The sequence below is a fragment of the Kitasatospora sp. NPDC114501 genome, from assembly GCF_055633695.1.
In genome coordinates this window covers 44,753-66,801 of record NZ_JBVKDS010000021.1, presented here as the reverse complement: position 1 = coordinate 66,801, position 22,049 = coordinate 44,753, and the positions used below count along the sequence as shown (strand labels likewise).

Sequence of the window (22,049 nt, the reverse complement as noted above, 5' to 3'; positions counted from 1 at the left end):
ACCGGCGATGCCCAGTACCTCCTACCTCCTGGAAGGAACCACCATGGCAAGGAAGTTGAGGGCCGCAGTCGTCGGCCTTGGATGGGCGGGAGGCGTCCACGCCCGCACTCTGGACGCGCTGGAAAGCGTCGACCTCGTCGCCCTGGCCGACCCGGACCCGCGTCGCCGCGCCCGGTTCCCCGGGCACTGCACTGTCCCCCACCTTCGGGACCTGCTGCTCATGGACCTCGACTACTGCGTCGTCGCCGCGCCGACTGCCGCCCACGAACACCTCGCGCTCCAACTCGCCGCCGCCGGCATCCCCGCGCTCGTGGAGAAGCCCCTCGCGTCCACCGCGGCCGCCGCCCGGCGCATCGAGGACGCGTTCCACGCCGTCGGCGTCCCCGCCGCCGTCGGCCACACCGAACGCCACACTGCCCCCGTGGCGGAACTCGCCCGCCTGCTCCACGCCGGGGAGTTCGGCGCGCTGTGGCACATCGACGCCCGCCGCCAGGGCCCCTACTCGGGGCGGATCCGCGATGTCGGGGTGACCCTCGACCTGGCCGTACACGACCTCGACCTCGGCGCGTGGCTGGCCGAAGCGCCCATCGAGTCGGTGAGCGCCGACACCGTGCGCGTCGCCGGTCCGCACGAGGACCTCGTCACCGTCACCGCCCGCCTGGGCGGCGGCCCGCTGCTGAGCGTCCACGCCGACTGGATCAGCCCGTACAAGGCCCGCATTGTGCAGGTGCGCACCGAGGCAGGCCTGCTGATCTCGGACGCGATCGCCGGCACGCTGAGCCTGCACGCCAACAGCGCCCCCGTCGACGGGCAGGGCGGCTTCCGGGGTGTGAGTAGCGGGCCGTCGATCGCACTGCCCGTGGCCGAGCGGCCCGCGCCGTTCACCGTCCAACACGCGCTACTGCGCGATGTGCTGCTCGGCCACGGCGACGGCGGCCTGGTCACCCTGGCCGACGGCGCGGCCGCGGTCGCCGCCGCCGAAGCGGTCCTCGCGGCCGCCGCCACCGGTCGTACGACGCCGGTCGCCGCCCGCTCGCTCGCCGCCGCCTGAGCACCAGACCCCGCCGATGCCCGCCCTGCACGAGCTCGCCGACCAGCGGCGCCTGCCCGACCACCAGGTGATGGACCGGGCCACCCTGGAGTGGATCGCCTCCCACCGCCCACCGATCGCGTCCGGCCCGGCCAGCGCCCTCCCGCCGGGGCTGCACGTCGTGGTGCCCGCCGAGGACTGGTTCGCCGACCCGACGCTGGCCGACGGCCTGCACGGGATGCGGCACAACGCCCGCGTCTCGGTTCTCGCCCAGGTCCTCGCCGCCCGGCACCACCTGGACGCCGAAGCCACCCTGGCCCTGGCGGTGGCGGCGGCCGTCCACGACTGCCGAAGGCTGGACGACCGCACCGACGCCGGCCACGGCGAGCGCGCGGCCCGATGGCTGAGCGAGCAGCACGGCGCCGTCACCACCTTCTTCCGCCTACCCGACCTCACCGAGCAGCTCCTCGCAGCGGCCACCACCGCCATCGCCCTGCACGACCTGCCCGCCAGTGCTACGCCGCCGCACCGCCGCTGCGCCGACCCCCGCGCCCGGACGGTGACCGACCTCCTGGCCGCCGCCGACGCCCTGGACCGCTACCGCCTGCCCGCCCTGCGCTGGTGGCCCGACCCCGCCCGCGTGCGCACCCCGCTGCCCAAGGCGGCGCACGCCCTCGCCTTCCGGCTCGTGCTGGACAGCGAGCACGCCCGCCTGGACGGCGCCAGCCACAGCGACGCCCTGCACCACGCCCTCGACCGCCCGACCCGGGAGCAGCAGTGAACCCCGAATGGGAGTACGCCCACACCGACCACACCGCCTACCGGCAGCGGCCCGCCCCCGCCGGGCTGGCCGACACCGACGCCGACTGGCAGCACCACCTGCACCACGGCACGCCCAACGGCGCGCTGATGGGCCGCGGCAACGCCCAGCTCCACGCCCTGGCCAGCGGGGGCCCGCTGTACCTGATGCACACCACCGCCGCGCTGGACGCCATCCGCTCCAGCGGGCAGGTCCTCGGCGCTGGCGGCTGTCTGGTCGGCGCCCTGTACTGCGCGCCGCTGACCCCCACCGCCGCCGGACTGCGCCCACACAACCTCGGCTCCTACCTCATGGAGACCAAGGGCCACCGCGACGTGGTCGTCATCGAGATCACCCCGGCCGCGCCCGCCCCGCCCGAGGGCGTCGACTACCTGCGCTTGGGCGGCATCCACCTGGACACCTACCGCGAGCACCAGTACGCACTGACCGCGGCCGAGGACGAGCGGCTGCGCGCCGCCGCCGTACGACGCGTGCGCGACAGCGCCGACTTCCTCAACCTGCTGCTCGCCAACGCCTCCGGCACCACCACCGACGGGGCCGAGTTCCTCGACCGCCTCTCCCACGCCATCACCGGCTTCCCGTTCCTCGGCTACCTGTACTTCGAGGTGCTGTCGGAGTACCTGATGCTCCACTCCGCCTCGCCCGAGAGCCGGGCCTGCGCGGAGCTGGGGGAGATGAACAACCGTCTGTACAAGCGCCTGGCGTTCAACGCCGTCCCCACCATGGACCGGCTGTTCGACCTGGCGCTGTTCCGGCCCGGCCACCAGCGACTGGCCGAGCTGATCGGTGCGATCGAACCCGGCCTGGCCGAGGCCGCCCCGGCGTACGTGCGCCGCCGCCTCGCCCACCTTTTCGCCACCACCGCCCTGGACGCTGGCCAGGACGTGCGCACCGCTACCTTCCACGGCGCCGACTTCGATGACCTCGCCGAAGCCGCCCCCCGGTTGCTGGGCCAGCTCCTGTTCCGCGAACTGCGCGCCCACCCCCGCTACCCGCAGCTGTTCTCCCTAATCGAGCAGGCCAAGGCCCACGGCGTCTACGCCTACTGGAACAGCCGCCGCATCACCGCCCCGTACAACGGCTTCCTGCCCAAGGGCGAGATCGGCGTCAACCTCGCCACCCCCGCCCCCGTCACCCTCTGGACTGCCCGAACCTGCGAGCGCGGCTTGCTCCACCCCCAGGACCAGATCGCCGCCGCCCTCCACCCGCGCCTGGCCGACCTACAGAGCACGGCGCTTGGCAAGGCCGCCTTCACCCCGCACACCACTCACCCGGCACTCCAGCCCGCCCACTGACTCCTCCCACGACCGCCCACGAATCAAGGACCCATCCCCATGCGCATCGTGCTGCTCGGCGGCGCCGGCTAGATCGGCACCGCCGCCACCCGCCACCTCATCGACCTCGGCCATCACGTCACCGTGGTGGACGGACTGATCTACCGCCCCAGCGACGACCCGGCCCGCCTCCTGCCCGCTGCAGCTGACTTCGTCCGCGCCGACCTACGCGACCCGCAGGCGCTCCTCGCCGCCGCCGACGGCGCGGACGCGGTGGTGCACCTGGGCGGCGTGGTCGGCGAACCCGCGAGCCAGGTCGACGAGCGGCTCGCGGTCGAGCTGAACTACGCCTCGCCGCTGATCGCCGCCGACGCCGCCCGCCGGGCCGGCACCGGCCACTTCGTGTTCTTCTCCTCGTGCAGCGTGTACGGGATGCACGAGGGCACGGTGGACGAGGACACCACCCCCAATCCGCTCGGCATCTACGCCCGCACCAAGGTCCTCGCCGAGCAGCACCTGCTCCGCATGCTGGGCCAGCACGCCGCGCTGACCAGCCTCCGGCTGGCGACCGTGCACGGATCCTCGCCGCGCCAGCGCCTGGACTCCGTGGTCAACAAGATGGCGGCCACCGCCGCCGCCACCGGCCGCATCCCCCTCAACGGCGGCGGGCAGCGCCGCCCCCTCGTCCACGTCCGCGACGTCGCCCGGGTGCTCGCCGGCGTCGTGGAGCAGCGCATCACCGGCGCGCTGAACGTCGGCAGTGACGCCGAGAACCACACCATCGCCGACATCGCCGAGGCCGTGGCGAGCGTGGTGCCCGGCGCGGTGATCGACCGCGGCCCGGAACGCGACGAGGCCGACGCCCGCGACTACCGGGTGTCCTTCGCCCAGCTGCAGAAGGTCCTGCCCGGCGCCTGCCCGACGCCGTTGAAGGATGGGGCCCGGGAGGTCGCCGACCTGGTGCTGGCCGGCGTCGTCGGCAATCCGACCCAGGACCAGTACGACAACCACAAGGGCCTGGTCGCCGCCGTCGCCGCCGGGAAGGTCCGGCGGCGGGACGGAGAGGACTGCGAGCAGCACTGGGCCGGCTACCGGGCCGCCTGGGGCACGCGGTGAGCGCCCCGGCCGCGAAGGCACCGTTCCTGCCATGGAACCGGCCCTCGATCGGCAAGGAGGAGGAAGCCGCCGTACTCGGGGTGCTGCGTTCCGGGTGGCTGACCGCCGGCCCGAACGCGGCCGCGTTCGAGCAGGCGGTACGCGACGCGCTGGGACAGCAGGACGCGTTCGCGGTGTCCTCCTGCACCGCCGCACTGCACCTGGCGCTCCTGGCGGCCGGGCTGCGCCCCGACGACGAGGTGATCACGCCGAGCTTCACCTTCTGCGCCGCCCCGAACGCGATCCTCCAGAGCGGCGGCACCCCGGTCTTCGCCGAGATCGATCCCGCGACTCTCAACCTCGACCCGCAGGCCGCCGCCGAGGCGATCACCGCCCGCACCCGGGCGATCGTCGTCATGCACTACGGCGGCCAGCCCTGCGACCTGGCGGCGTTCCGCAAGCTCGCAGACGACCACGGCCTGCTGCTCATCGAGGACGCCGCCCACGCCCTTCACGCCTGGCGCGACGGCCAGCGTGCCGGGTCGGTCGGAGACCTCGCCGTGTTCTCCTTCTACGCGAACAAGGTCATCACCACCGGCGAGGGCGGCATGCTCGTCGGCCGCGCTGACCTCGTACAGCGGGCCCGGCTGCTGGGCCGCCACGGCATCGACTCCTCGGTGTGGCAGCGCCACGGCACACGCAGCACCGCCGACTACGAGGTCACCGAGCCCGGCCTGAAGTACACGATGCCGGACATCACCGCCGCGATCGGCCTGAAGCAGTGGGAGAAGCTGCCCGACTTCACCGCCGCCCGCACCGCCATCGCCGCCGCCTACGACAAGGCCCTGGCAGGGCTGCCGGGCCTGACGCTGCCGACCGTGCTGGACGGCGTGGAGCATGGCCGGTTCCTCTACCCGGTGCTGATCGGCCCCGTCCCCGGCCGCGACCGCGACCGGGTGGCCACCGCGCTGCGAGAGGCCGGGATCGGCACCAGCGTGCACTTCCAGCCCGTCCACCGCCTGGCCACCTATCGGCACACCCCGCACCACCTGCCGATCACCGAGCACACCGCGGCCCGGCAGCTGTCCCTTCCCTGCTACCCGGCGATGACCGCCCATGACGTGCAGCGCGTCATCGACGCCCTGCACGCCCTCTGGTCCTGACCGCCCCGACCGGGGCCAGCCGTCAGGAGATCGGCGGCTGGCCTCGGCTGCGGCGGTAGCGCAGCTGGACCGCGTCAGGAAGAGCCGGACCCGTGGCTCCCGCGCTGCTGCCCAAAGCACCGGAAGGGCAGCACCCGCGCTCCTTCCCGCGCCACCGGTACCCCGGGGATTATGGACGCGCTGCCTTTCCCGCGGCCACCCACCATTTCATCGCCGCGAACAAGGTCCGCGGCGTACGGGCGCAGGCTCGTTCCGCCTCAAGTTCTCGTAGTCCTGCGGCGCCACTGCCGCCACTTGGTCCGGGCCCACAGTGCCTGCGAGCCGCCCAGCAGGAGAACCACGGTCGCGCCGTCCAGACGTTCGAGGGTGCCGTGATCGGGGCCGAGTTGTCGGACGGCATGGATCAGCAGGGTCAGGTCGGCGGGTGCGGTGATGAAGATCAGTGCGGCGAGGCACAGCGTCGTTCCCGTCACAAGGACGGCGCTGTAGAGGTGGGCAGCGCGGCGTTGGCCTGGCGGCAGGTCCAGGGTGGGGTCGGTGGGCGGTGGGTCCTGGCGCGGGTGCAGCACCCGATGGGTGAGGTGTCGGGTGTAGGAGACGCCGTCGGCATACAGGTCCGCGGAGCCGGTGAGGTCCTGGAGGACGTAGTAGAGGTCGGTGCGCATGTTGATCAGGAACTGCCAGGCGAGCGGGATCAGCGCGAGAAGCGCCAGGGCTTGAAGTGCCTGGCGCCAGGCAGAGGCTTGTTCGAAAGTGGCGGCAGTGAGAATGGCGAGGCAGGCGGCGATGAGGTTGACGGCCATACCGGACAGGTAGGCGGTGAGGCGGTGGCGGCGTGGGGCGAGTTCGATACCGCTCATATCGGTCTGGGCGACGAGGAACTGCAAGCGGGTGCCGAGCTCGAGGTAGGCGGGAACGCCAGTGGCGCGGGCAGTGACGAGGTGGGCGAGTTCGTGTAGGAAGACCAGGGGCCAGCCGACGCCGAATACTGCGAGCAGCACGAGGCTGCCGTACCGACTCCAGAAGAGGCTCTGATAGCCGGGCGCCAGCGAGGGGTCGACAGTCATCGTGACGGCCGCGGTCCCGGCGATGGCGACGACGGCCCAGGGCAGGAACGGGTTGAGCGACCACGCGGCGCGGCGCGGGGTGATCCAGGGCAGCGCCGGACGTCGGGGGATGGGCCCCGGCACCTCGCTGCCGTCGACTCGGGCGACGAAGCCGAACTGGGTCAAGGCCGTGACGAAGGAGGCGACGTCGACGTCCTCGCCCGTCTCGGCAGCGATGAGCCTGGCCGTCTCCGCCACGGTGAGGCCCCGGCCGAGGTGCTCAATGACCCTCGCTCCGGAGGGGGGCAGTTCAACGACCTCGCCGGTCTCGAGGCGTCCGACGATCACCGAGTCGCCCGTGGGACGTGTACGCAGCTGATGCAAGATCACACGGCTGGCGCCGGTGATCACCGGGAGCGCTGGTGAGGCGCTCATCCGGTCGTCCGGTCGTCCGGCCGCTGCCTGGCGATTGCGCCAGCATCGACCGCTGGGCCCGCGCCGGTGCCGCAGGCCGGGCAGTCGGGCAGGCGCGGGGAGCGCAGCAGGACCGGGTCATCCAGGGCGCCGAGGTTGATCCCGAACATGACGCCGGGTTCGAGCGGCGGTGCTCCGGTGAGCAGGGTGATCGCGGCGTGGGCGACCAGCAGGCCGGACATGCCGGCGGTGACGGCCGTCACCGGGTTCCAGGGCCTGCGCGGTGAGGCGACGGCGGGGTCCTGGCCGGGGGCGAGCCCGAGGTCGCGGCGGTTGATCTCGCTGGTGCGCACGCACTCCCAGCAGCCCCCGGTCCCGGGCACGTATACCCCGGCGGTGGTCACCGGGCCGCGGTAGCCACCGTCGACCCATCGCGTGCCCGACTCCAGGCAGGCCTGGTTGGTCCACCGCCGAACCTCGGGCGGCTCGTCGGCGCACATCAGCAGCAGGTCGTACGGCTCGGCGCCGGAGCCAAGCAGGTCCGCGACATCACCGGGCCCTTCCACCAGGCGGCGCTCGCAGGTGACCTCGACGTCGGAGTTCAGCGCCCGCAGATCCTCCTCGGCCGCCTCGGCCTTGGATCGGCCGATGTCTCTCTCCCTGTACAGCGGCTGCCGGTTCAGGTTCGACAGGCCGACGGTGTCGGGGTCGACGCAGTGCAGATGCCCAACCCCGGAGGCGACCAGGGCCTGTGCCGCGTAGCCGCCGGTCCCACCCAGCCCCACCAGCAGAACCCGGGATCGACGCAGATCCTCCTGCATATGCCAGGCGCTGCGCCTTGGCGTGCGGTCCAGCCAGCGCAGCAGCGGCACGCCGCGGCTGTACCGCTCCTGCTCGCGCGCCGTGAGGTCAGGCACGGGGGCGTCGGCGTCCTCCAGGTGGCCAGCCTCGTACAGCGCCGCGACCGCTCCGGCAGCATCGGCCACGCTGACCTGCGGGTGGGCGCCGCAGACCAGCTCCGCGAGTTCGGGAACCGTCCGAGTGCCGTCCATGGCATCCACCAGCGTCCAGACCCACCCGTCGGGGTCCTCGATCTCCACCCCGATGCCGTAGACGACGCTACCCAGACGCACCGTCCCGTCCTTGGCCCGGTAGCCGGAATGCTCAGGTTTGACCCGCGGACGCACCAACATGAGCAACCGCTCCTCCCCCTGAAACCGCTTGACGCAAAACAACCAACATGGCCTACTGACGTACAGTCAACCGTGCGCCTACGGCTGATCTTTCTCAACCGAGATTGGGGGACGGCATGAACCAGATCACGATCAAGCCGCTCGAGAAGAAGAAGACCACCGCGGTCAGCGGCCCCAGCGGGGGCTGACCGACAGGCCGGGTCGGGCGTAGCTAGCACGCCCGACCCGCGCCCCGGGGCGGCCATCGGCACACGCCGACGGCCGCCCCTTCGCATGGACAAGACCAGGACAGGCGCACACCGGGGAGGACCACCATGTTCACCGACACGTCGACTACTGCGGGCACCGCGGTACTCCACGACCGCTACCCCGCGCTGGACGAACTCGCTGACGCCGCGCATCGCCTCGCCGCCCGCCATCCCGGTTTGTGCCGCGTGCGCACCCTCGGCACTTCCCGCGCCGGCCGCCCGCTGCTGCTCCTGACCATCGGCCACGATGACGACCAGGTGCTGGTCGTCGCCGGCGCCCACGCCGACGAGTTCTCCGCCCGCGCGAGCGTCCTCGAACTGGCCCACCGAGCCCTCGCCCAGCCGGCCCTCCCGACGGTCACCTGGAACTTTCTGCTCTGCCTCGACCCCGACGGCGCACACGTCGCCGAGGACAGCCGCCACGCCCGGACCCTGCCCGAGTACTTCGCGACGTTCTTCCGCCCCGCTGCCGAGGAACAGCCCGAATGGGCCCCGGCCGTCGGCATCGACCTGCCCGAGAGCCGCATCCTCCTGAACCTGATTGACGAACTGCGCCCACGCCTACAGTTCACCCTCCACTCCACCGACGTCGGCGGCACCTTCGTCCAGGCCACCCGCGACCTACCCGGCCTCGCCGGCCCCTTCGCCAAGTCCGCCAACAACCTCGGCATCCCCCTCGACTCCGGCAGCTTCGACACCTTCTGGCTTCCGGAACCTGGCCCGGGCGTGTTCGTCATGGACCCCGGCGACATCGACCGCCAGGAAAGCACCACCGGCATGCTGGCCACTCCCAGCACACCGGACGCAACTGAGACGGGCGTCCGCGCCACCCCCTGGTTCACCCCGCAGCGCCACGGCGGCGACACTCTCATCATCGAGGTCCCCGTCTGGGCCAGCCGCCCGGACTCCACTCTCACAGCCCCCGACGCCCACACCCACCTCACCGCCTGCGCCGACCGACTCCGCGACCACGGCCGCCAGATCACCGAACTCCTCCACACCGCCAAACCCCACCTCACCGACAGCCCCTTGCTGCGCGCCGCCCAGACCCCCCTGACCGCCCTGCGCCAGCTCGCTGACCAGTGGGACCCGCAGACAGGCGGCCAACGCCTTCTCCAGTCCGGTCTCATGACCCCCGCCCGCCTCGAAGGCATCGAACTCTGGGCCCACCGCCTACCCGTACGCGCCGCCGCATTGCTGCACCGTGCCCTCGGCCCGGACAACCCGCGCACCGCGTTGGTCGCCGGACGATTCAATGCCCTGCTGCGGGAGTGGACCGGCGAGTACGAGCAGCGTTTCCGGCCCGTGTGGATCCCGGTGGCCCACCAGGCGGCCCACCAGGCGAACACTGTCCTCGCGGCTGTGGAGCTCGGCCTGCGCGACGTATGACGGCCGCTGCTGCCTCCGGGGACGATGACCGGCGGGGCCGGGGCTGCCCTGCTGGGGCCGCCCCGGCCTTCGGCTCACATGCGCCGGCGTTCGAAGAACACGAGGAACGGGGTGACGAACCCACTCGCCTCGACCGGTGTGGCGTGGCCGACGATCACGAGAAGTACGCCAGCCGCCAGCGCGGCGCCGTACACGCCGGCGCGCACCGGGCTGTCGGGCCGTCCGGCCGCTGCGGCCGGCACGACGTTGTTCTGCTGGTCCGGGGTTCAGCCATATTGGAAGGGCTCCTGTTCACGAGAGGGCAGGACAGTCATCGCCCGCAGCGCCTGATGAACTCTGCGGGCGACGTTCTACGACGGGGTCGGGGCTCGGCCAGGCACGGCCAGCGCCCCGACCTCAGTCGAAGCTTGAAGTGAAGGTTGTTCCGTCCTCACCCGGCCAGATGACCTCGATCATCATCGAGCTACACAGGTCGATGAGGTCCTGGCGGGGCTTGGAACTGGTGAGGACGGCGAGTCTCGGCGTGGGCGAGAGGAACCGCCGGAAGTCGAGGAGCTGGCCAATCGCCAGCCGCACGGCTTGCCGCGTCGGACTCGTCTTGCACTCGAGCAGTACGTTGTCGGTTCGGTCGTAGAGGTCGATGGTGAACGGCCGCACTTCACCCGGCGGCCGAATCTGGTATCGCACGACCTCGTGACCGAGGCGCTCAAGGTACGCACGGTATCGACGGGAAAGGCCAGCTTCGGAGTCCCGGTTCGCCTGGACCACTCGCTGGCTGAGACTCCGGCTTCCGATCACCGCGATTTCTTCCGCGATGCTGTCCTCCAGGCCCGTGAGCGCGGTCGCCACAGGGGTGGCGGCTCCCCGGTTACCCACCGGCCGGAGGCGGAAGACGATCACCGTGCGGAGATCGCCATCGACGTCGATGGCGTCCTCGGAGATGTAGGGCTGCTCCTGGTCGACTTCGAACTGGCCGAGGCAGCGCCAGGCCGCCCGGTCCACTCTCTGCCACACGTACACGTCACGGCCGGCGTCCCTGTGCGTCAGGAGCGCCTTGTTGCCCTGGGTAAGTGCCTGGTCGCCCTTCTGCCCGGCTCCGGTATAGAGGTAGGTCCCGTCCTCATCGAACCCGTCGATCAGCCCGTACTTCTCAGCCGCGATCGGGTCGGAGAACAGGTGGATCATGCCCGCCCGTCCAGAGATCGCGATGCCGCTCTGCCGGTTGCCCCCGTACAGCTCATGCAGCTCGGGTCGAGGCAGCACCTCGCCTGGCTTGGGTCGTCGACTCATCTCACTCCTCCCACCCTCGGCGACATGTCGAGACTAGCACGGCACAGAAGCGTGACGGTATATGGCCACGCTTTGCCACCACCCAGGAGCTAGCGGGCGAGCCACAGTGCCACTGACCTGCTGCTTCACGCCAGCCATCCGGACAACCCCCGGCCATCCACCCGAAGAGAGAGACCATTTCGTTATCGAATGCCCGACCGCCCAAGCCTGTGACAGTTGGTCACTCGAACGTGCGATCGAATAATGGGCCTATGGCACCGAACGACACGCCCGCCGTACCCGATGGGGAGCAGCGCGACGCCGAGATCGCCTCCACCGCCCTGATGACGCTGCCGGGGGCCAGCCGTGACCACAGGCGATGGCGGATGATCGAGATCCGGCGGGACGGGCGTTGGCAGCCGGCCATGCTGACCGTCTGGCGGCGACCCCCAGGGAGTCCTCTGTGGGTGGTCCACGTGATGTGGAGCCCCGACCCCGACCACGGATGGGGCTGGTTTGTGTACTCGGATGCGACTATCCGCCCGCTGCCGAACCCCGGCGAAGCGGCGCCGACGGGCGCACCGCTCTTCGGCCGGTGGCGCGATGCTGCATCCGTGCCCCGCGAACTCGCACCGCCCCCAGGCGCCGATCCGGGTGATCGGGAGCGTTGGCAGTTGGCCTGGATCAGGGCTGGCGGCGCGTGGCGGTCCGGACTGATAACTGCCGTCCGGAGGCCGGCTCCGACGATGCCGTGGATCGCCTACTGCCGCTGGGGAGAGGACAAGCAGGTCGCCTGGTTGGTTCATGACGGGCGGGGAGTGCGTCCGGCCGTCCCCATCGCAGATGCACACGAGGGGTGAGGAGTCGGTCCGGAGGTGGATCTTGCTGGATTGCCCCGGACGTGGGTGGAGAGGGGCCAGTCGGGGGCGCTCTGGGGGCGCTATCCCCGCTTCATCCCCGCAGGAGGACAAAGCGGGCAAATTGAAGGCCGAACGGGACGCCGATGCGGGGCGCGAGGAAGCGTCAAATGTGAAAAGAGCCAGGTCAGTTGGTGTCTGACCTGGCTCTCTCGTTCGTGGGCCACCAGGGGCTCGAACCCTGAACCTACGGATTAAAAGTCCGCAGCTCTTGAGTTAGCGTCGGCGCGAAGTAGGGGACCGACGGCCCTGGACTCCTTACGTTCGTAACAGACCGTAGCTGCCGTCCCTCGTCTGCCGTCACTTTCAGGGTACTCCGGGCCATCGCGCGGCGCTCCGGCCGCGACCCACCGGGCAAGGACGCCATTTCCAGCGTGCACCGACGCCGGCGCCGAGAACTGCCCCTCCTCCCCTGGCGACCTGCACGAACTCCCCGCGGCAGCAGGCCCTCGTCAGCAGTCGCAGACATCAGGGCGCCTTCCACCCGGCATGCCCACCGGGGCTCGACGCGCGTCGAAGAACGACCCGTGCGTACGGTCTGCCCCGTTCAGCACGCCAAACCCTGTTCCGCCCGTCCAGGCGGACAGGTGACTGTGGGCGTGCCCGGCCGAGCCCGAGCGGCTCCACCACCCCATCAGAGGGAGACCATGCACGTCCGACCCCACGTTCCCGCCACAGGCCGGCTTTCGGTTCCGACCCAGACCCCTGCCGGTCCCGCTCACGAGGTCAATCCGGCGCCGGAGTTCGACCTCCTGCACAGCGGCTGGTACTCGACCGAGGAACTCGCCTTGCTGTTGAAGGTCGACCCCTCGACCCTGCGGCGCTGGCGCTCCGCCACTCCCCCGCAGGGCCCGCCCTTCGTCCAGATCGCGCCCCGGCTCTACCTGTACAGCATTCCCGACACCCAGCTGTGGCTCGCCCAGAAGCGCACCGACCCATCCGAGGCAGCCTGAATGCCCGACCACACCCCGCTCATCCCCATGGGTGTCGACCTCACCGACGACATCGAGCACCGCCCGGACCGCCGCCCGCAGTTCCGCTACCGCGCCCGCGTGCGCTGGACCGACCCCAACGGCGGCGGCCGCAAGTCGGCTTCCTCCTCCGTCCCCACAGAGGAGGAAGCCGAGGCCTGGATCGCCCGCATGCAGCGGGCCGCAGCACGCGGCATCACCCCCAAGACCCTCACCATGACCCTCGCCGAGTACGGCGACGAGAACTGGGACCTGGCGATGCGCGGCCTGGAGACCACCACCCTCGACCCCTACACCGCCGGCTGGAAGCTGCGCGTCACCCCGGTCCTCGGCCACATACCCGTCACCAGCATCACCAACGGCATCACCGACCGGGCCCTCCACTCCTGGATCGCCGACGGACTCAGCATCTCCTCCGTCAAGAACAGCCTCGCCCCACTCGTACGCATCATGGAGCAAGCCGTCCGCGACGGCCTCATCGACTTTAATCCCTCACGCACGAGCGGCTGGCAACGCCTCTACAAGAAAGCCGAGGACGAACTCGACGACCCCCGCTCCCTCGCCCTCGCCGACTGGGACGCCCTCGACGACCTCGCCAATGCCCTCGTCGAACGCTCCCACAACCACTACCGCGGCTGGGGCGATATCGTCCGCTTCGCCGCCTGCACCGCCGCCCGTATCGGCGAAGTCTCCGGCGTCCGCGTCAAGGACATCAACCGCTTCGACTGGACCTGGGACCTGTGCCGCCAGACCACCACCGGCCCCGGCGGCCTCATCGACAAAGGCACCAAGGGCAAACGGCGCCGCACCGTCCCCATCATCGAAGAGATCCGCGACCTCGTGAACTGGCGCATGAACGTCGTCGGCAACGACCCCATGGCTCGCCTCTTCACCGGACCACGCGGCGGCCGCGTCACCACCGCCATCCTGCGCGACGCAACCCACTGGGACGAAGTCGTCGTCAGCCTCGGCTACGAGTACCTCCGCCGACACGACCTCCGGCACACCGGCCTCACCTGGCTCGCCGACGCCGGCGTCCCCATCCACGTCCTCCAGAAGATCGCCGGACACGGCCACATCACCACCACCCAGCGATACCTCCACCCGGACAAGAGCTCCATCGCAAAGGCCAGCCAGACCCTCAGCAGGCACCTGTCGGCCGACCGGCACACCTCGTCGCCGACGCCGGCACCGGCCGAGGCGACAGTGCGCCATCTGCGCCTCGTCCAGTAGCAGCCCCACCGGGCATCCGCCGGAGACCCCCACTGGCACGTTGCCCGCAACGGCGGGCTCGTCATCGTCAACCACCGTGCTGTAGAAGTCGCCTGTGGCAGACGATGAAGAAGATGCGCCGCCCTGGGTCCGGTTGCTGCTCCGCGAGCAGACCGCGCGCAACATCCACGGCATCCTCCAGGCATCTGGAATCGCCGCGCCGCTGGAGGACGTACGCGACCTGTGCAACCGCCCGGTCGAGATGTACGACGCAGGCCCTTCTCCGCTCCCGCGTGAGTGATCACTTCATCTCCCCAGCCGCGGCGGCAGGTTGTGCCCCCGTACCGGCTTCCGCTCCCCTACTCGGCTCGGAGCCGCGGATTCTCGGCGGCCCCAGCCGGGTAGTGCTGCTGGCATATCGCGCAGGCAGCGCGGCCCCGCGTGGGGCCGCGCTGTCGTGGACCAGGGGGTGGACCGGGTGGCACGCCGAGAGACGGTGGCGGAGATCCTTGCCGAGGCGTACCGCTTGAAGCAGCAGGCGCGAGCCGCGCAAGCGCAGGGCGGGACCCAACAGGCGACCGGCCGCGCTGCCGCCCCGCCGGCTCAACCCCGTCCCAGGAAGCGGAAGGTGGACCCCGCCGTCGAACACGCCCGGCTCCTGGCCGCCGGCGAGAAGCACCTCCAGCGCGAAGAGGCCGCCCGCGCCAAGGAAGCCGCCCGCGTGGAAGCCGAGTTGGCCAAGCGCCTGACGGCTCGGCGCCGCGAGGAGGAGGCGAAGAAGCGCGCGGACGCCCTGGCCGAGAAAGAAGCCCAACGGCAAGCCCGGCAAGCCGAGACGACCCGGCTCAAAGCCCAGGCCGAGGAAGGCACCGCCGAGTGCAACCGGCGCCGCGAGGAACTGGAATCAGTCCTGCTACTTCGCCCCGAAGGCCTGGAGGCGTGGCACCCGCACGTCGAAGAAGCGTTCGCCCACGACGGTCCTCAGGGCGTCGCCGAGCGGATCGAAGACCTGCTCCAGCGCTCCCCTGTCCCCCGGGGCTGCCGGACCGCGGCCCAGGCGGTCTACGTCCCCGAGGCCCAGCAGCTCCTGATCGACGTCGAGCTGCCCAACCACGAGATCGTCCCCGCGGTGGCCTCCTACCACTACATCGCACAGCGCGCCCAGGTCATCCCCCAACCCGCCAAGCAAGCCGAGATCCACAAGGCCTACGCCCAGCTCGTGGCCCGCCTGGCCCTCCGTGCGCTGGACGAGGCGTTCTCCGCCACCCCGGCCTCGTTCGTGGAGACCGTCATCCTCAACGGCCGCGTCAACACCACCGACCGGGCGACCGGCCAGACCGTCAGGGCCTGCGTCGTCAGCGTCGTCGCCGAGCGCAAGGACTTCGCCGAACTGATCCTGGACGAGCCCAGGCTCGACCCGCAGCAGTGCCTCCACCGCCTCGGCGCCACCGTCTCCAAGCACCCCCACGACCTGGAACCGGTCACACCCGTCGTCGAGGCCGACCTGTCCCGCTACCGCATCACCACCGACACCGCCGTGGTCGCCACCCTGGACAGCCGGCCCGACCTGCTCCAGATGAACCCCTACGACTTCGAACGCCTGGTGCGCGAACTCTTCGAAGCCATGGGCTACGAGACCTGGCGCACCCAGGGCTCCCGCGACGACGGTGTGGACGCCGTCGCGACACTGACCGACCCGACCGGATCCACCATCTTCGCCATCCAGGCCAAACGCTCCAAGAACGTGGTCCCGGTGAACACCGTCCGCGCCATGTCCGGCGTCATGCACGACAAGGACGCCGGCTACGGCATCGTCGTCACCACCTCGTGGTTCGGCAAGGACAGCTACGACTTCGCCCACCGCAACGGCCGCCTCCGCCTCATCGACGGCCGCAACCTCAAATCCCTGCTCGCCGAACACCTGAGCATCGACGCCCTGGTCGGACTGCCCAAGGTCCCCCCGGGCTGGCGGGCGGACGACCTCGCGTGAAATCGGATACGGACCTCTCCGGGGCAACCCCGGTGGCAGCCCCATCCGCCACCCTCGGCCGGACCAATGAGCCTGCCAATCGATCCTCGTTGCCCCCAACAGGCTGTTCAGTCGAGGAAGACCTCGGCCTGCTGAGCGGCCGAGGCCAAATACCGGTCACCAGAAAGATGGTGGCTGCAGGGCTTGGTGGACGCGTGTCCGAGTACATCCTGAACACATACCGCAGTACGCCTGCTTCAACCAGCCGGGTAGCCTCGGTGCGCCGAAGCCCACTCCTACGACAAGGACACACTCGACGCAGTGCTGGCAGTGTTTCGAGCGCGCCAGTAGCTGGCAGCGTCCCGACCCGCCTGCATCCCGGTGAACTCATCAGTCCGCTTCGCGAGCGCGGCGGCAGGCTCTATGTCCTCGACGTAGGACTCGAGGCCCAGGCTGAGGGCGCTACCACTCAGAAAATCGGCGTACTCGCGCACGGACTCCACAATCGGGAAGCTCGCGGGATTGCCGTGCGCCAGGGCATTCCGGACCCGGCGACGCCTGGCCTCCAACACAGAACCTTCGGCGGTGTAATACTCAATTAGGGCAACGTACTTAGCGTGGTCGCTCACACTCTCAAACATCCGCCTGATCCAGGCGCGCTCGGACTCAATACGGCAGACCGAGAGTAGATCGTCAGAACGATCGGTGACGAACAGTATCCACGGGCGCAACGGGTTGCTCGCAAGCCACTCACAGGTCAGCTCGTGGCGCAGTTCGTTCCGATCTCCACCGCCAACCAAACACATATGAACGGCTCGCCGCACATCGGCAAGCCACCGAGCATGCGGCCAGCGCTCGCCAAGGAGGTCGAACAACTCGTTCGGAGCGAGTGCTGCGTGCGCCGCCACGTGTTGCACCACACGATCCGCGAGAGGGACCACGCTGCTGATGTCTGACTCGGAAGGCTTGCGCATCATCATGTCGCGACTGAACGGATGGTCGGCTGCGGTCTGCACTTCGAGTGCGGCCGCGAGAAATCGGGGAAGCTCCTCACGGGCCAAAGCCAAGGCGATGCGCGGGCCGTGTTCCTCGATCGCTCGTCCGGTGATGTCTGCACCGTAGTGATCATCAGGGAAGCCCGTCTCGCGCGACGATACCTGGAAGCCAAATGAGCCGACCTGACCGGAGCGCAGGAGCCCGTGCTGAACGAGGTGTGGGCGGATCCCGCCAGAGTTGTGAATCGAGACGTTGAGGATGGTGTTCACGATGCGAACAGCACGGTCCAACGCGCCGGCCGCCGTGGTTCTGCCAAGGTCAACGCGAACCAGGAAGTCCACATCAGACTTCTCGTCGACCATCTTTGCGACCTTGAAGTGGCCCCCACGCCGTACTATTTCCCAGAGCTCTGCCTTGTGCTCGAAGTCCTGCCCCTCGGGCTCGGCATTGGGCACCGCCCAATGGGCATCCACGAAGGACACACCCCCGACGGAGAGACGCGGGAAAGCCCGGCCCTGGTAGCCAAGCCACACCACGATCGCCTCGGCTTCCACCGGAGCACTGACATAGGTTCGGGCGCTCGCAATCCGCTTCTCCAGCAGTACGTTCGTCGAACCGATGGGAATGTCTTCGGGCTCACGGCCGAACGCGACCACCGAGACAAGGTCACGGAAGGTCGTCTCTGCGCTGAGGCCGCGCCTGCCCAACTGGTCGAAGAGCAGTTCAGCGATGGGGCGGTACTCTCGACCTTCCAGCGTGCGGTCCTGAGCCGCAGCCACGAGGTCATCCCAGCTGGCGCGAACTGCTTCGTCCGTGTCGAGCACTTCCAGGAGACACTTCGCGGCCGTGGCGACGTCGGTCCAGACGGCGTCGGTGCGGGTCCCCGGTGCCTGCGTCAAAACCGCTGCGGGGCTACGGTCGAGCTGCGAGAAAGCGGCTTGGAACTGTGCGAACGACGCAGTGATGTGTGCTCGGAGAGAGGCGCCGAGCGCATCAACGGACTCATCGAGGTCCCGGCGCAGCGACGTTCGATTGGCGGCTTTCTTCCAAGCATCGACACCACTGGCAAGCTCAAGCCACTCCAAGACCTCCTCTACGATCACGGTGAGCGGCAGAACGGTGCTGACGCCGTGGCGACGGTCGAGCGACGAGACGAGGGACTTCAGCCAGTCCGGATCGCCAGCGGACCAATGGTCGCTGACGTTGTAATCGGTCATCATCTTCAGCCCACCTTCGTGCTGCCGTTTCTCCAACGAGGCTCCGCCCTCCTCGTCTTCCCCGACCCAGCGCTGGTCCGCCCTCGCACAACAGCGTGGTCCCCTGCTGGTCCCTGGCAAGATCACCTGAGGCCTGGCACAGAGAGCGCAGGTACCAACGACTCGCCAATGGAAAAGGCCGCTGACCTGGGATTTCTCCCGGCCAACGGCCTTCCGACATACTGTCGGGACGACAGGATTTGAACCTGCGACCCCTTGACCCCCAGTCAAGTGCGCTACCAAGCTGCGCCACGTCCCGTGGTCTCGGTGCCTGCAGCGGGGCCTGGGGGGCTCTGCTGTGGGCTTCTCGACCTTGTCGCCGGTTGTCCCGGCGACGTGGAAAACAATACAGCACGTCGGGGGGTGCTCGCTGCCAGGTTCGGGGGTGGGTGGGGTCAGGGGGTGGGGTGGCGGGCGTCGTAGGTGAGGAAGGCGGGGCGGCGGGCGGCGAGGAGGAGGACGGCGGCGACGCAGGCGAGGCCGCCGGTGATCACGGAGGTGGCGGGGTTGGTGAGGGCGGCGACGGTGCCGGACTCGAAGTCGCCGAGTCGGGGGCCGCCGGCCACGACCACGATGAAGATGCCCTGGAGGCGCCCGCGCATCTCGTCAGGGGCCGCGACCTGCATCATCGTGTTGCGGAAGATCATGCTGACGGTGTCGGCGCAGCCCGCGACCGCGAGCAGCAGGAGGCCGAGCCAGAGGTTGTGGAGGGCGCCGAAGGCCGCGATGGCCAGGCCCCAGGCGGCGACGGCGGCGAGGACGGCGACGCCCTGGCGGTGCACGCGGCCGACCCAGCCGGAGAAGAGCGCGCCGATCAGGGCGCCGACGGCGGGGGCGGAGACCAGCAGGCCGACGGTGCCGGCGTCGCCGCCGTAGAAGGTGACGGCGATGGCCGGGAAGAGGGCGCGCGGCATGCCGAAGACCATGGCGGCCAGGTCGGCGAGGAAGCTGGTGCGCAGGTTGGGCTGCTCGCGCAGGAAGCGGAGGCCGTCGAGGACGGAGGCGCGGCCCTTGCGGTCGCCGAGCGGCCGCATGGCGGGCAGGCGCCACATCGCGTAGAGGGTGCCGGTGAAGGCGACGGTGTCGATCAGGTAGGCGGCCTGGGCGCCGTAGGTGCCGATGAGGACGCCTCCGAGCATCGGGCCGACGGTGAGGCCGAGGTTCATGCTGACGGTGTTCAGCGCGTTCGCGGCCGGGAGCTGGTGGCTGGGCACCAGGCGGGGGATCATCGCCGAGCGGGCGGGCGAGCTGATCGCGAAGAAGGCGGCCTGGACGGCGACGGCGGCGTACAGGACGGCGACCAGGCCGAGGCCGGCCAGCGCCTGGGCGGCCAGGACGGCGGAGACGGCCGCCAGACCGGCCGAGCCGATGAGGCCCAGTCGGCGCCGGTCGACGGTGTCGGCGATCGCCCCGCCGTAGAGGCCGAAGGCGACCAGCGGGACGAGCGAGAAGATGCCGACCAGGCCGGTCGCGAAGGCGGAGCCGGTCAGGTCGTAGACCTGGACGGATACGGCGACGGCCGTCATCTGCTGGCCTATGGAGGAGACGGCCTGCCCGGCCCAGACCCGGCGGTAGTCGGCGTGGTCGCGCAGCGGGCTGAGGTCGGCGAAGGCCCGCCGGTACCAGGGTGAGTCGGCGGCCGCCTCCGGCCCCGGTCCGCCCCCTGGCCCGGGATCGGGTTCAGCGGAGGCGGCGGGTGCGGAGGACGAGGGGGCGGAGCCGAACGGGGCGGATGAGGGGGACGGAGTGGAATGTTGATGGTTCGACATAGCCCCCCATGCTCCGCTCCACCCCGGGGCGGACCCGCACCGGGGCCCGCCCCGACAGACCCGCCCCCCCACCGCCCGTTACCGGCTCAGCACCTGCTTCTCCCCCGCCTCCACCGCGAAGTCCAGTCGGTTGCCCGGCGGCGGGAACGGGCAGATGAAGTGGTCCGAGAAGGCGCACGGCGGCAGGTAGGCCCGGTTGAGGTCGAGGACGGTGCGGCCGTCGGCGTCCGGCTCCGGCAGGGTGATGAAGCGGAAGCGGTAGGTGTCGATGCCGCTGGTCGCGTCCGCGATCACGCCGCTGAGCCGTCGGCCCGACCGGCTGACGGTCAGGGTCCGGTGCTCGCCCGCCACGGTGAAGGCGATCTGCCCGGAGACGGCCAGCGGGCGCTCCCGGCCGTCGGCGTTCGGGACCACGACCGACCGCGCGTCGCCGTCCTCGAACGGGGTGAAGACGGCGGACACGGCCCACTCGGGCGCGTACGGGTAGGCGGAGATGCCCGCGAACGCGGCCCGGCGCGGCGAGGCCGGGTCGAAGACCCGCAGGGCCAGCTCGCCCTCGCGCTCGATCGGGACGAGCAGCAGGGCGCCCAGGGTGGCGGTGTCGGCGGCCGGGTCGCTGTCCGGGCGGAGCAGCGCCTCGCCGTCCACCGGGGCGTCGGCGCCGTCGACCGTGATGCCGTCGGACGTCTCCGCCCGGACCCGGACGCCCTCGGCGTCGGCCCACCAGCGCCCGGGCAGGCCCGGGATCTCGGCGGGCTCCGGCTCCAGCCAGTGCGTGCCGGTGAGTGCGAGCTGGCCGTGCGGCGCGCTCACCGTCGCCGCCCGGCCGTCGCTCCAGTGCTTCCAGTCCTCCGCGGCCGTCGCCGTCATCGGTTCACCCTCCCGGTCGGTCCGCGGACGGCCCGCGGTTCGGGCCGCCCGTCTCGGTCATCCACAACGCCGTCCATGCGGACGGATCATTCCCGTCGACCCGGAGCCACCGAAACCGCAACACGGCTGCGGCGCGCCGACACGGGGCACAACACGAGGCAACGCCTAGGCACACCGCCGGCCACACGACCACCTACCCGTCGCGGCGCTTCAGCGGCCGGAACAGCCCCTCCTGCACGACGGACACGACCAGCCGGCCGTGCCGGTCGAAGATCTGCCCGCGTGCCAGGCCGCGGGCGCCGTGCGCGATCGGGGACTCCTGCTGGTACAGCAGCCAGTCGTCCGCCCGGAACGGCTGGTGGAACCACATCGCGTGGTCGAGCGAGGCCATGTCGAAGTTCCGCTCGCCCCACAGCGGCTCGACCGGGGCGCGGACGGCGTCCAGCAGCGTCATGTCGCTGGCGTAGGTGAGGGCGCAGACGTGGATCAGCGGGTCGTCCGGCAGCGGGCCGTTGGTGCGCAGCCAGACGCCGCTGCGCGCCTCGACGCCCTCCAGTTCCTCCTCCGTCCAGCGCAGCCGGTCGACGTAGCGGATGTCGAAGGGCTGGCGGCGGCTGATGAACGGGGGCAGTTCGCCGAGCCGGGAGCCGACCTCGTCCAGGGCGCTGGGCAGGTCCTCGGGGGCGGCGACGTGCGGCATCGGGTACTGGTGCTCGATGCCGCCCTCCTCGGGTCTGTGGAAGTCCGCGGTGAGGGCGAAGATCGACCGCCCGCCCTGGATGCCGAGCACCCGGCGGGTGGTGAAGGAGCGGCCGTCGCGGATCCGGTCGACCTGGTAGACGATCGGCACGCCGGGGACCCCGGGGCGCAGGAAGTAGGCGTGCAGCGAGTGGACCGGGCGCTCGTCGTCCACCGTGCGCCCCGCCGCGACCAGCGCCTGCCCGGCGACCTGACCGCCGAACGTCCGTTGCAGCGCTTCCTCGGGGCTGCGCCCCCGGAAGATGTTGAGTTCGATCTGCTCAAGGTCGAGCAGGTCGACAAGGTCGTCGACGGGGGTTCCCATGCGCACGCTTCCTCTCGGACTCCGAACGAATTCTCCAGCTCACTCGAATTCTCCGGCGACCCGGGTCATTCCCGCGCATCGGTCC

19 protein-coding genes and 1 tRNA gene are annotated in these 22,049 nt (G+C 70.6%); 11 read left to right on the top strand and 9 right to left on the bottom strand.

Annotation, left to right across the window (positions count from 1 at the left end; genetic code table 11):
- Positions 1-43 precede the first annotated feature (43 nt).
- The 5 genes from ACZ7RU_RS32715 (at position 44) to ACZ7RU_RS32695 (ending at position 5,382) form a co-directional block, all read left to right on the top strand.
- Positions 44-1,051: a Gfo/Idh/MocA family protein gene (locus ACZ7RU_RS32715; protein WP_470344599.1), complete on the top strand. Its 1,008-nt coding sequence runs from the start codon at positions 44-46 to the stop codon at positions 1,049-1,051.
- A 16-nt stretch (positions 1,052-1,067) separates the two neighbouring features.
- A complete protein-coding gene (locus tag ACZ7RU_RS32710) occupies positions 1,068-1,811 on the top strand; it encodes a hypothetical protein (protein WP_470344598.1) in 744 nt (247 codons plus the stop codon).
- A complete protein-coding gene (locus ACZ7RU_RS32705; RefSeq protein WP_470344597.1) occupies positions 1,808-3,145 on the top strand; it encodes a hypothetical protein in 1,338 nt (445 codons plus the stop codon). The genes ACZ7RU_RS32710 and ACZ7RU_RS32705 overlap by 4 nt, the downstream gene beginning before the upstream one ends.
- A gap of 72 nt (positions 3,146-3,217) precedes the next feature.
- The gene (locus ACZ7RU_RS32700; RefSeq protein ID WP_470344701.1) at positions 3,218-4,240 is read left to right on the top strand and encodes an NAD-dependent epimerase/dehydratase family protein; all 1,023 of its coding nucleotides are present in this window, start codon (positions 3,218-3,220) and stop codon (positions 4,238-4,240) included.
- Positions 4,237-5,382, top strand: coding sequence for a DegT/DnrJ/EryC1/StrS family aminotransferase (locus tag ACZ7RU_RS32695; protein ID WP_470344596.1), 1,146 nt, complete (start codon positions 4,237-4,239; stop codon positions 5,380-5,382). The genes ACZ7RU_RS32700 and ACZ7RU_RS32695 overlap by 4 nt, the downstream gene beginning before the upstream one ends.
- Before the next feature lie 257 nt (positions 5,383-5,639).
- On the opposite strand, the gene ACZ7RU_RS32690 is transcribed toward ACZ7RU_RS32695, so the two are convergent.
- On the bottom strand, positions 5,640-6,839 hold the full coding sequence (locus tag ACZ7RU_RS32690) for a PqqD family protein (protein ID WP_470344595.1): 1,200 nt from the start codon (positions 6,837-6,839) through the stop codon (positions 5,640-5,642).
- 20 nt (positions 6,840-6,859) lie between these two features.
- Complete coding sequence (locus ACZ7RU_RS32685) at positions 6,860-8,035, bottom strand: HesA/MoeB/ThiF family protein (protein WP_470344700.1); 1,176 nt, start codon at positions 8,033-8,035, stop codon at positions 6,860-6,862.
- Positions 8,036-8,349: 314 nt separating this feature from the next.
- On the opposite strand from ACZ7RU_RS32685, the gene ACZ7RU_RS32680 reads away from it, so the two are divergent.
- Complete coding sequence (locus ACZ7RU_RS32680) at positions 8,350-9,672, top strand: M14 family zinc carboxypeptidase (RefSeq protein WP_470344594.1); 1,323 nt, start codon at positions 8,350-8,352, stop codon at positions 9,670-9,672.
- Between the two features lie 74 nt (positions 9,673-9,746).
- On the opposite strand, the gene ACZ7RU_RS32675 is transcribed toward ACZ7RU_RS32680, so the two are convergent.
- Complete coding sequence (locus ACZ7RU_RS32675) at positions 9,747-9,914, bottom strand: hypothetical protein (RefSeq protein ID WP_470344593.1); 168 nt, start codon at positions 9,912-9,914, stop codon at positions 9,747-9,749.
- A gap of 154 nt (positions 9,915-10,068) precedes the next feature.
- Positions 10,069-10,962 carry an SRA domain-containing endonuclease gene (locus ACZ7RU_RS32670; RefSeq protein ID WP_470344592.1) on the bottom strand — a complete coding sequence of 298 codons (894 nt, stop codon included), beginning with the start codon at positions 10,960-10,962 and terminating at the stop codon, positions 10,069-10,071.
- 251 nt (positions 10,963-11,213) lie between these two features.
- On the opposite strand from ACZ7RU_RS32670, the gene ACZ7RU_RS32665 reads away from it, so the two are divergent.
- From ACZ7RU_RS32665 to ACZ7RU_RS32645, 5 genes are all read left to right on the top strand, one after another.
- On the top strand, positions 11,214-11,801 hold the full coding sequence (locus tag ACZ7RU_RS32665) for a hypothetical protein (protein WP_470344591.1): 588 nt from the start codon (positions 11,214-11,216) through the stop codon (positions 11,799-11,801).
- An 845-nt stretch (positions 11,802-12,646) separates the two neighbouring features.
- Positions 12,647-12,811 carry a hypothetical protein gene (locus ACZ7RU_RS32660; RefSeq protein WP_470344590.1) on the top strand — a complete coding sequence of 55 codons (165 nt, stop codon included), beginning with the start codon at positions 12,647-12,649 and terminating at the stop codon, positions 12,809-12,811.
- Positions 12,812-14,062: a tyrosine-type recombinase/integrase gene (locus ACZ7RU_RS32655; protein ID WP_470344589.1), complete on the top strand. Its 1,251-nt coding sequence runs from the start codon at positions 12,812-12,814 to the stop codon at positions 14,060-14,062. It begins immediately after the preceding gene.
- A 94-nt stretch (positions 14,063-14,156) separates the two neighbouring features.
- A complete protein-coding gene (locus ACZ7RU_RS32650; protein ID WP_470344588.1) occupies positions 14,157-14,342 on the top strand; it encodes a hypothetical protein in 186 nt (61 codons plus the stop codon).
- 327 nt (positions 14,343-14,669) lie between these two features.
- Positions 14,670-16,031 (top strand): restriction endonuclease, encoded by a 1,362-nt coding sequence (locus tag ACZ7RU_RS32645; RefSeq protein ID WP_470344587.1) that lies wholly within the window; start codon positions 14,670-14,672, stop codon positions 16,029-16,031.
- Positions 16,032-16,306: 275 nt separating this feature from the next.
- On the opposite strand, the gene ACZ7RU_RS32640 is transcribed toward ACZ7RU_RS32645, so the two are convergent.
- The 5 genes from ACZ7RU_RS32640 to ACZ7RU_RS32620 form a co-directional block, all read right to left on the bottom strand.
- Entirely contained in the window at positions 16,307-18,223 is a 1,917-nt protein-coding gene (locus tag ACZ7RU_RS32640) for a hypothetical protein (protein WP_470344586.1), read from the bottom strand.
- A gap of 224 nt (positions 18,224-18,447) precedes the next feature.
- Positions 18,448-18,521: transfer RNA gene (locus ACZ7RU_RS32635), tRNA-Pro, on the bottom strand.
- Between the two features lie 136 nt (positions 18,522-18,657).
- On the bottom strand, positions 18,658-20,031 hold the full coding sequence (locus ACZ7RU_RS32630) for an MFS transporter (RefSeq protein ID WP_470344585.1): 1,374 nt from the start codon (positions 20,029-20,031) through the stop codon (positions 18,658-18,660).
- Positions 20,032-20,109: 78 nt separating this feature from the next.
- Positions 20,110-20,901 (bottom strand): DUF1684 domain-containing protein, encoded by a 792-nt coding sequence (locus ACZ7RU_RS32625; RefSeq protein WP_470344584.1) that lies wholly within the window; start codon positions 20,899-20,901, stop codon positions 20,110-20,112.
- 193 nt (positions 20,902-21,094) lie between these two features.
- Positions 21,095-21,964 carry an acyl-CoA thioesterase gene (locus ACZ7RU_RS32620; RefSeq protein ID WP_470344583.1) on the bottom strand — a complete coding sequence of 290 codons (870 nt, stop codon included), beginning with the start codon at positions 21,962-21,964 and terminating at the stop codon, positions 21,095-21,097.
- Positions 21,965-22,049: the final 85 nt, after the last annotated feature.

Coding starts and splice junctions, on each gene's coding strand:
- ACZ7RU_RS32715 (WP_470344599.1), top strand. CDS start 44: ATGGCAAGGAAGTTGAGGGCCGCAGTCGTCGGCCTTGGATGGGCGGGA.
- ACZ7RU_RS32685 (WP_470344700.1), bottom strand. CDS start 8,035: ATGTTGGTGCGTCCGCGGGTCAAACCTGAGCATTCCGGCTACCGGGCC.
- ACZ7RU_RS32625 (WP_470344584.1), bottom strand. CDS start 20,901: ATGACGGCGACGGCCGCGGAGGACTGGAAGCACTGGAGCGACGGCCGG.
- ACZ7RU_RS32670 (WP_470344592.1), bottom strand. CDS start 10,962: ATGAGTCGACGACCCAAGCCAGGCGAGGTGCTGCCTCGACCCGAGCTG.
- ACZ7RU_RS32620 (WP_470344583.1), bottom strand. CDS start 21,964: ATGGGAACCCCCGTCGACGACCTTGTCGACCTGCTCGACCTTGAGCAG.
- ACZ7RU_RS32665 (WP_470344591.1), top strand. CDS start 11,214: ATGGCACCGAACGACACGCCCGCCGTACCCGATGGGGAGCAGCGCGAC.
- ACZ7RU_RS32710 (WP_470344598.1), top strand. CDS start 1,068: ATGCCCGCCCTGCACGAGCTCGCCGACCAGCGGCGCCTGCCCGACCAC.
- ACZ7RU_RS32680 (WP_470344594.1), top strand. CDS start 8,350: ATGTTCACCGACACGTCGACTACTGCGGGCACCGCGGTACTCCACGAC.
- ACZ7RU_RS32630 (WP_470344585.1), bottom strand. CDS start 20,031: ATGTCGAACCATCAACATTCCACTCCGTCCCCCTCATCCGCCCCGTTC.
- ACZ7RU_RS32655 (WP_470344589.1), top strand. CDS start 12,812: ATGCCCGACCACACCCCGCTCATCCCCATGGGTGTCGACCTCACCGAC.
- ACZ7RU_RS32640 (WP_470344586.1), bottom strand. CDS start 18,223: ATGACCGATTACAACGTCAGCGACCATTGGTCCGCTGGCGATCCGGAC.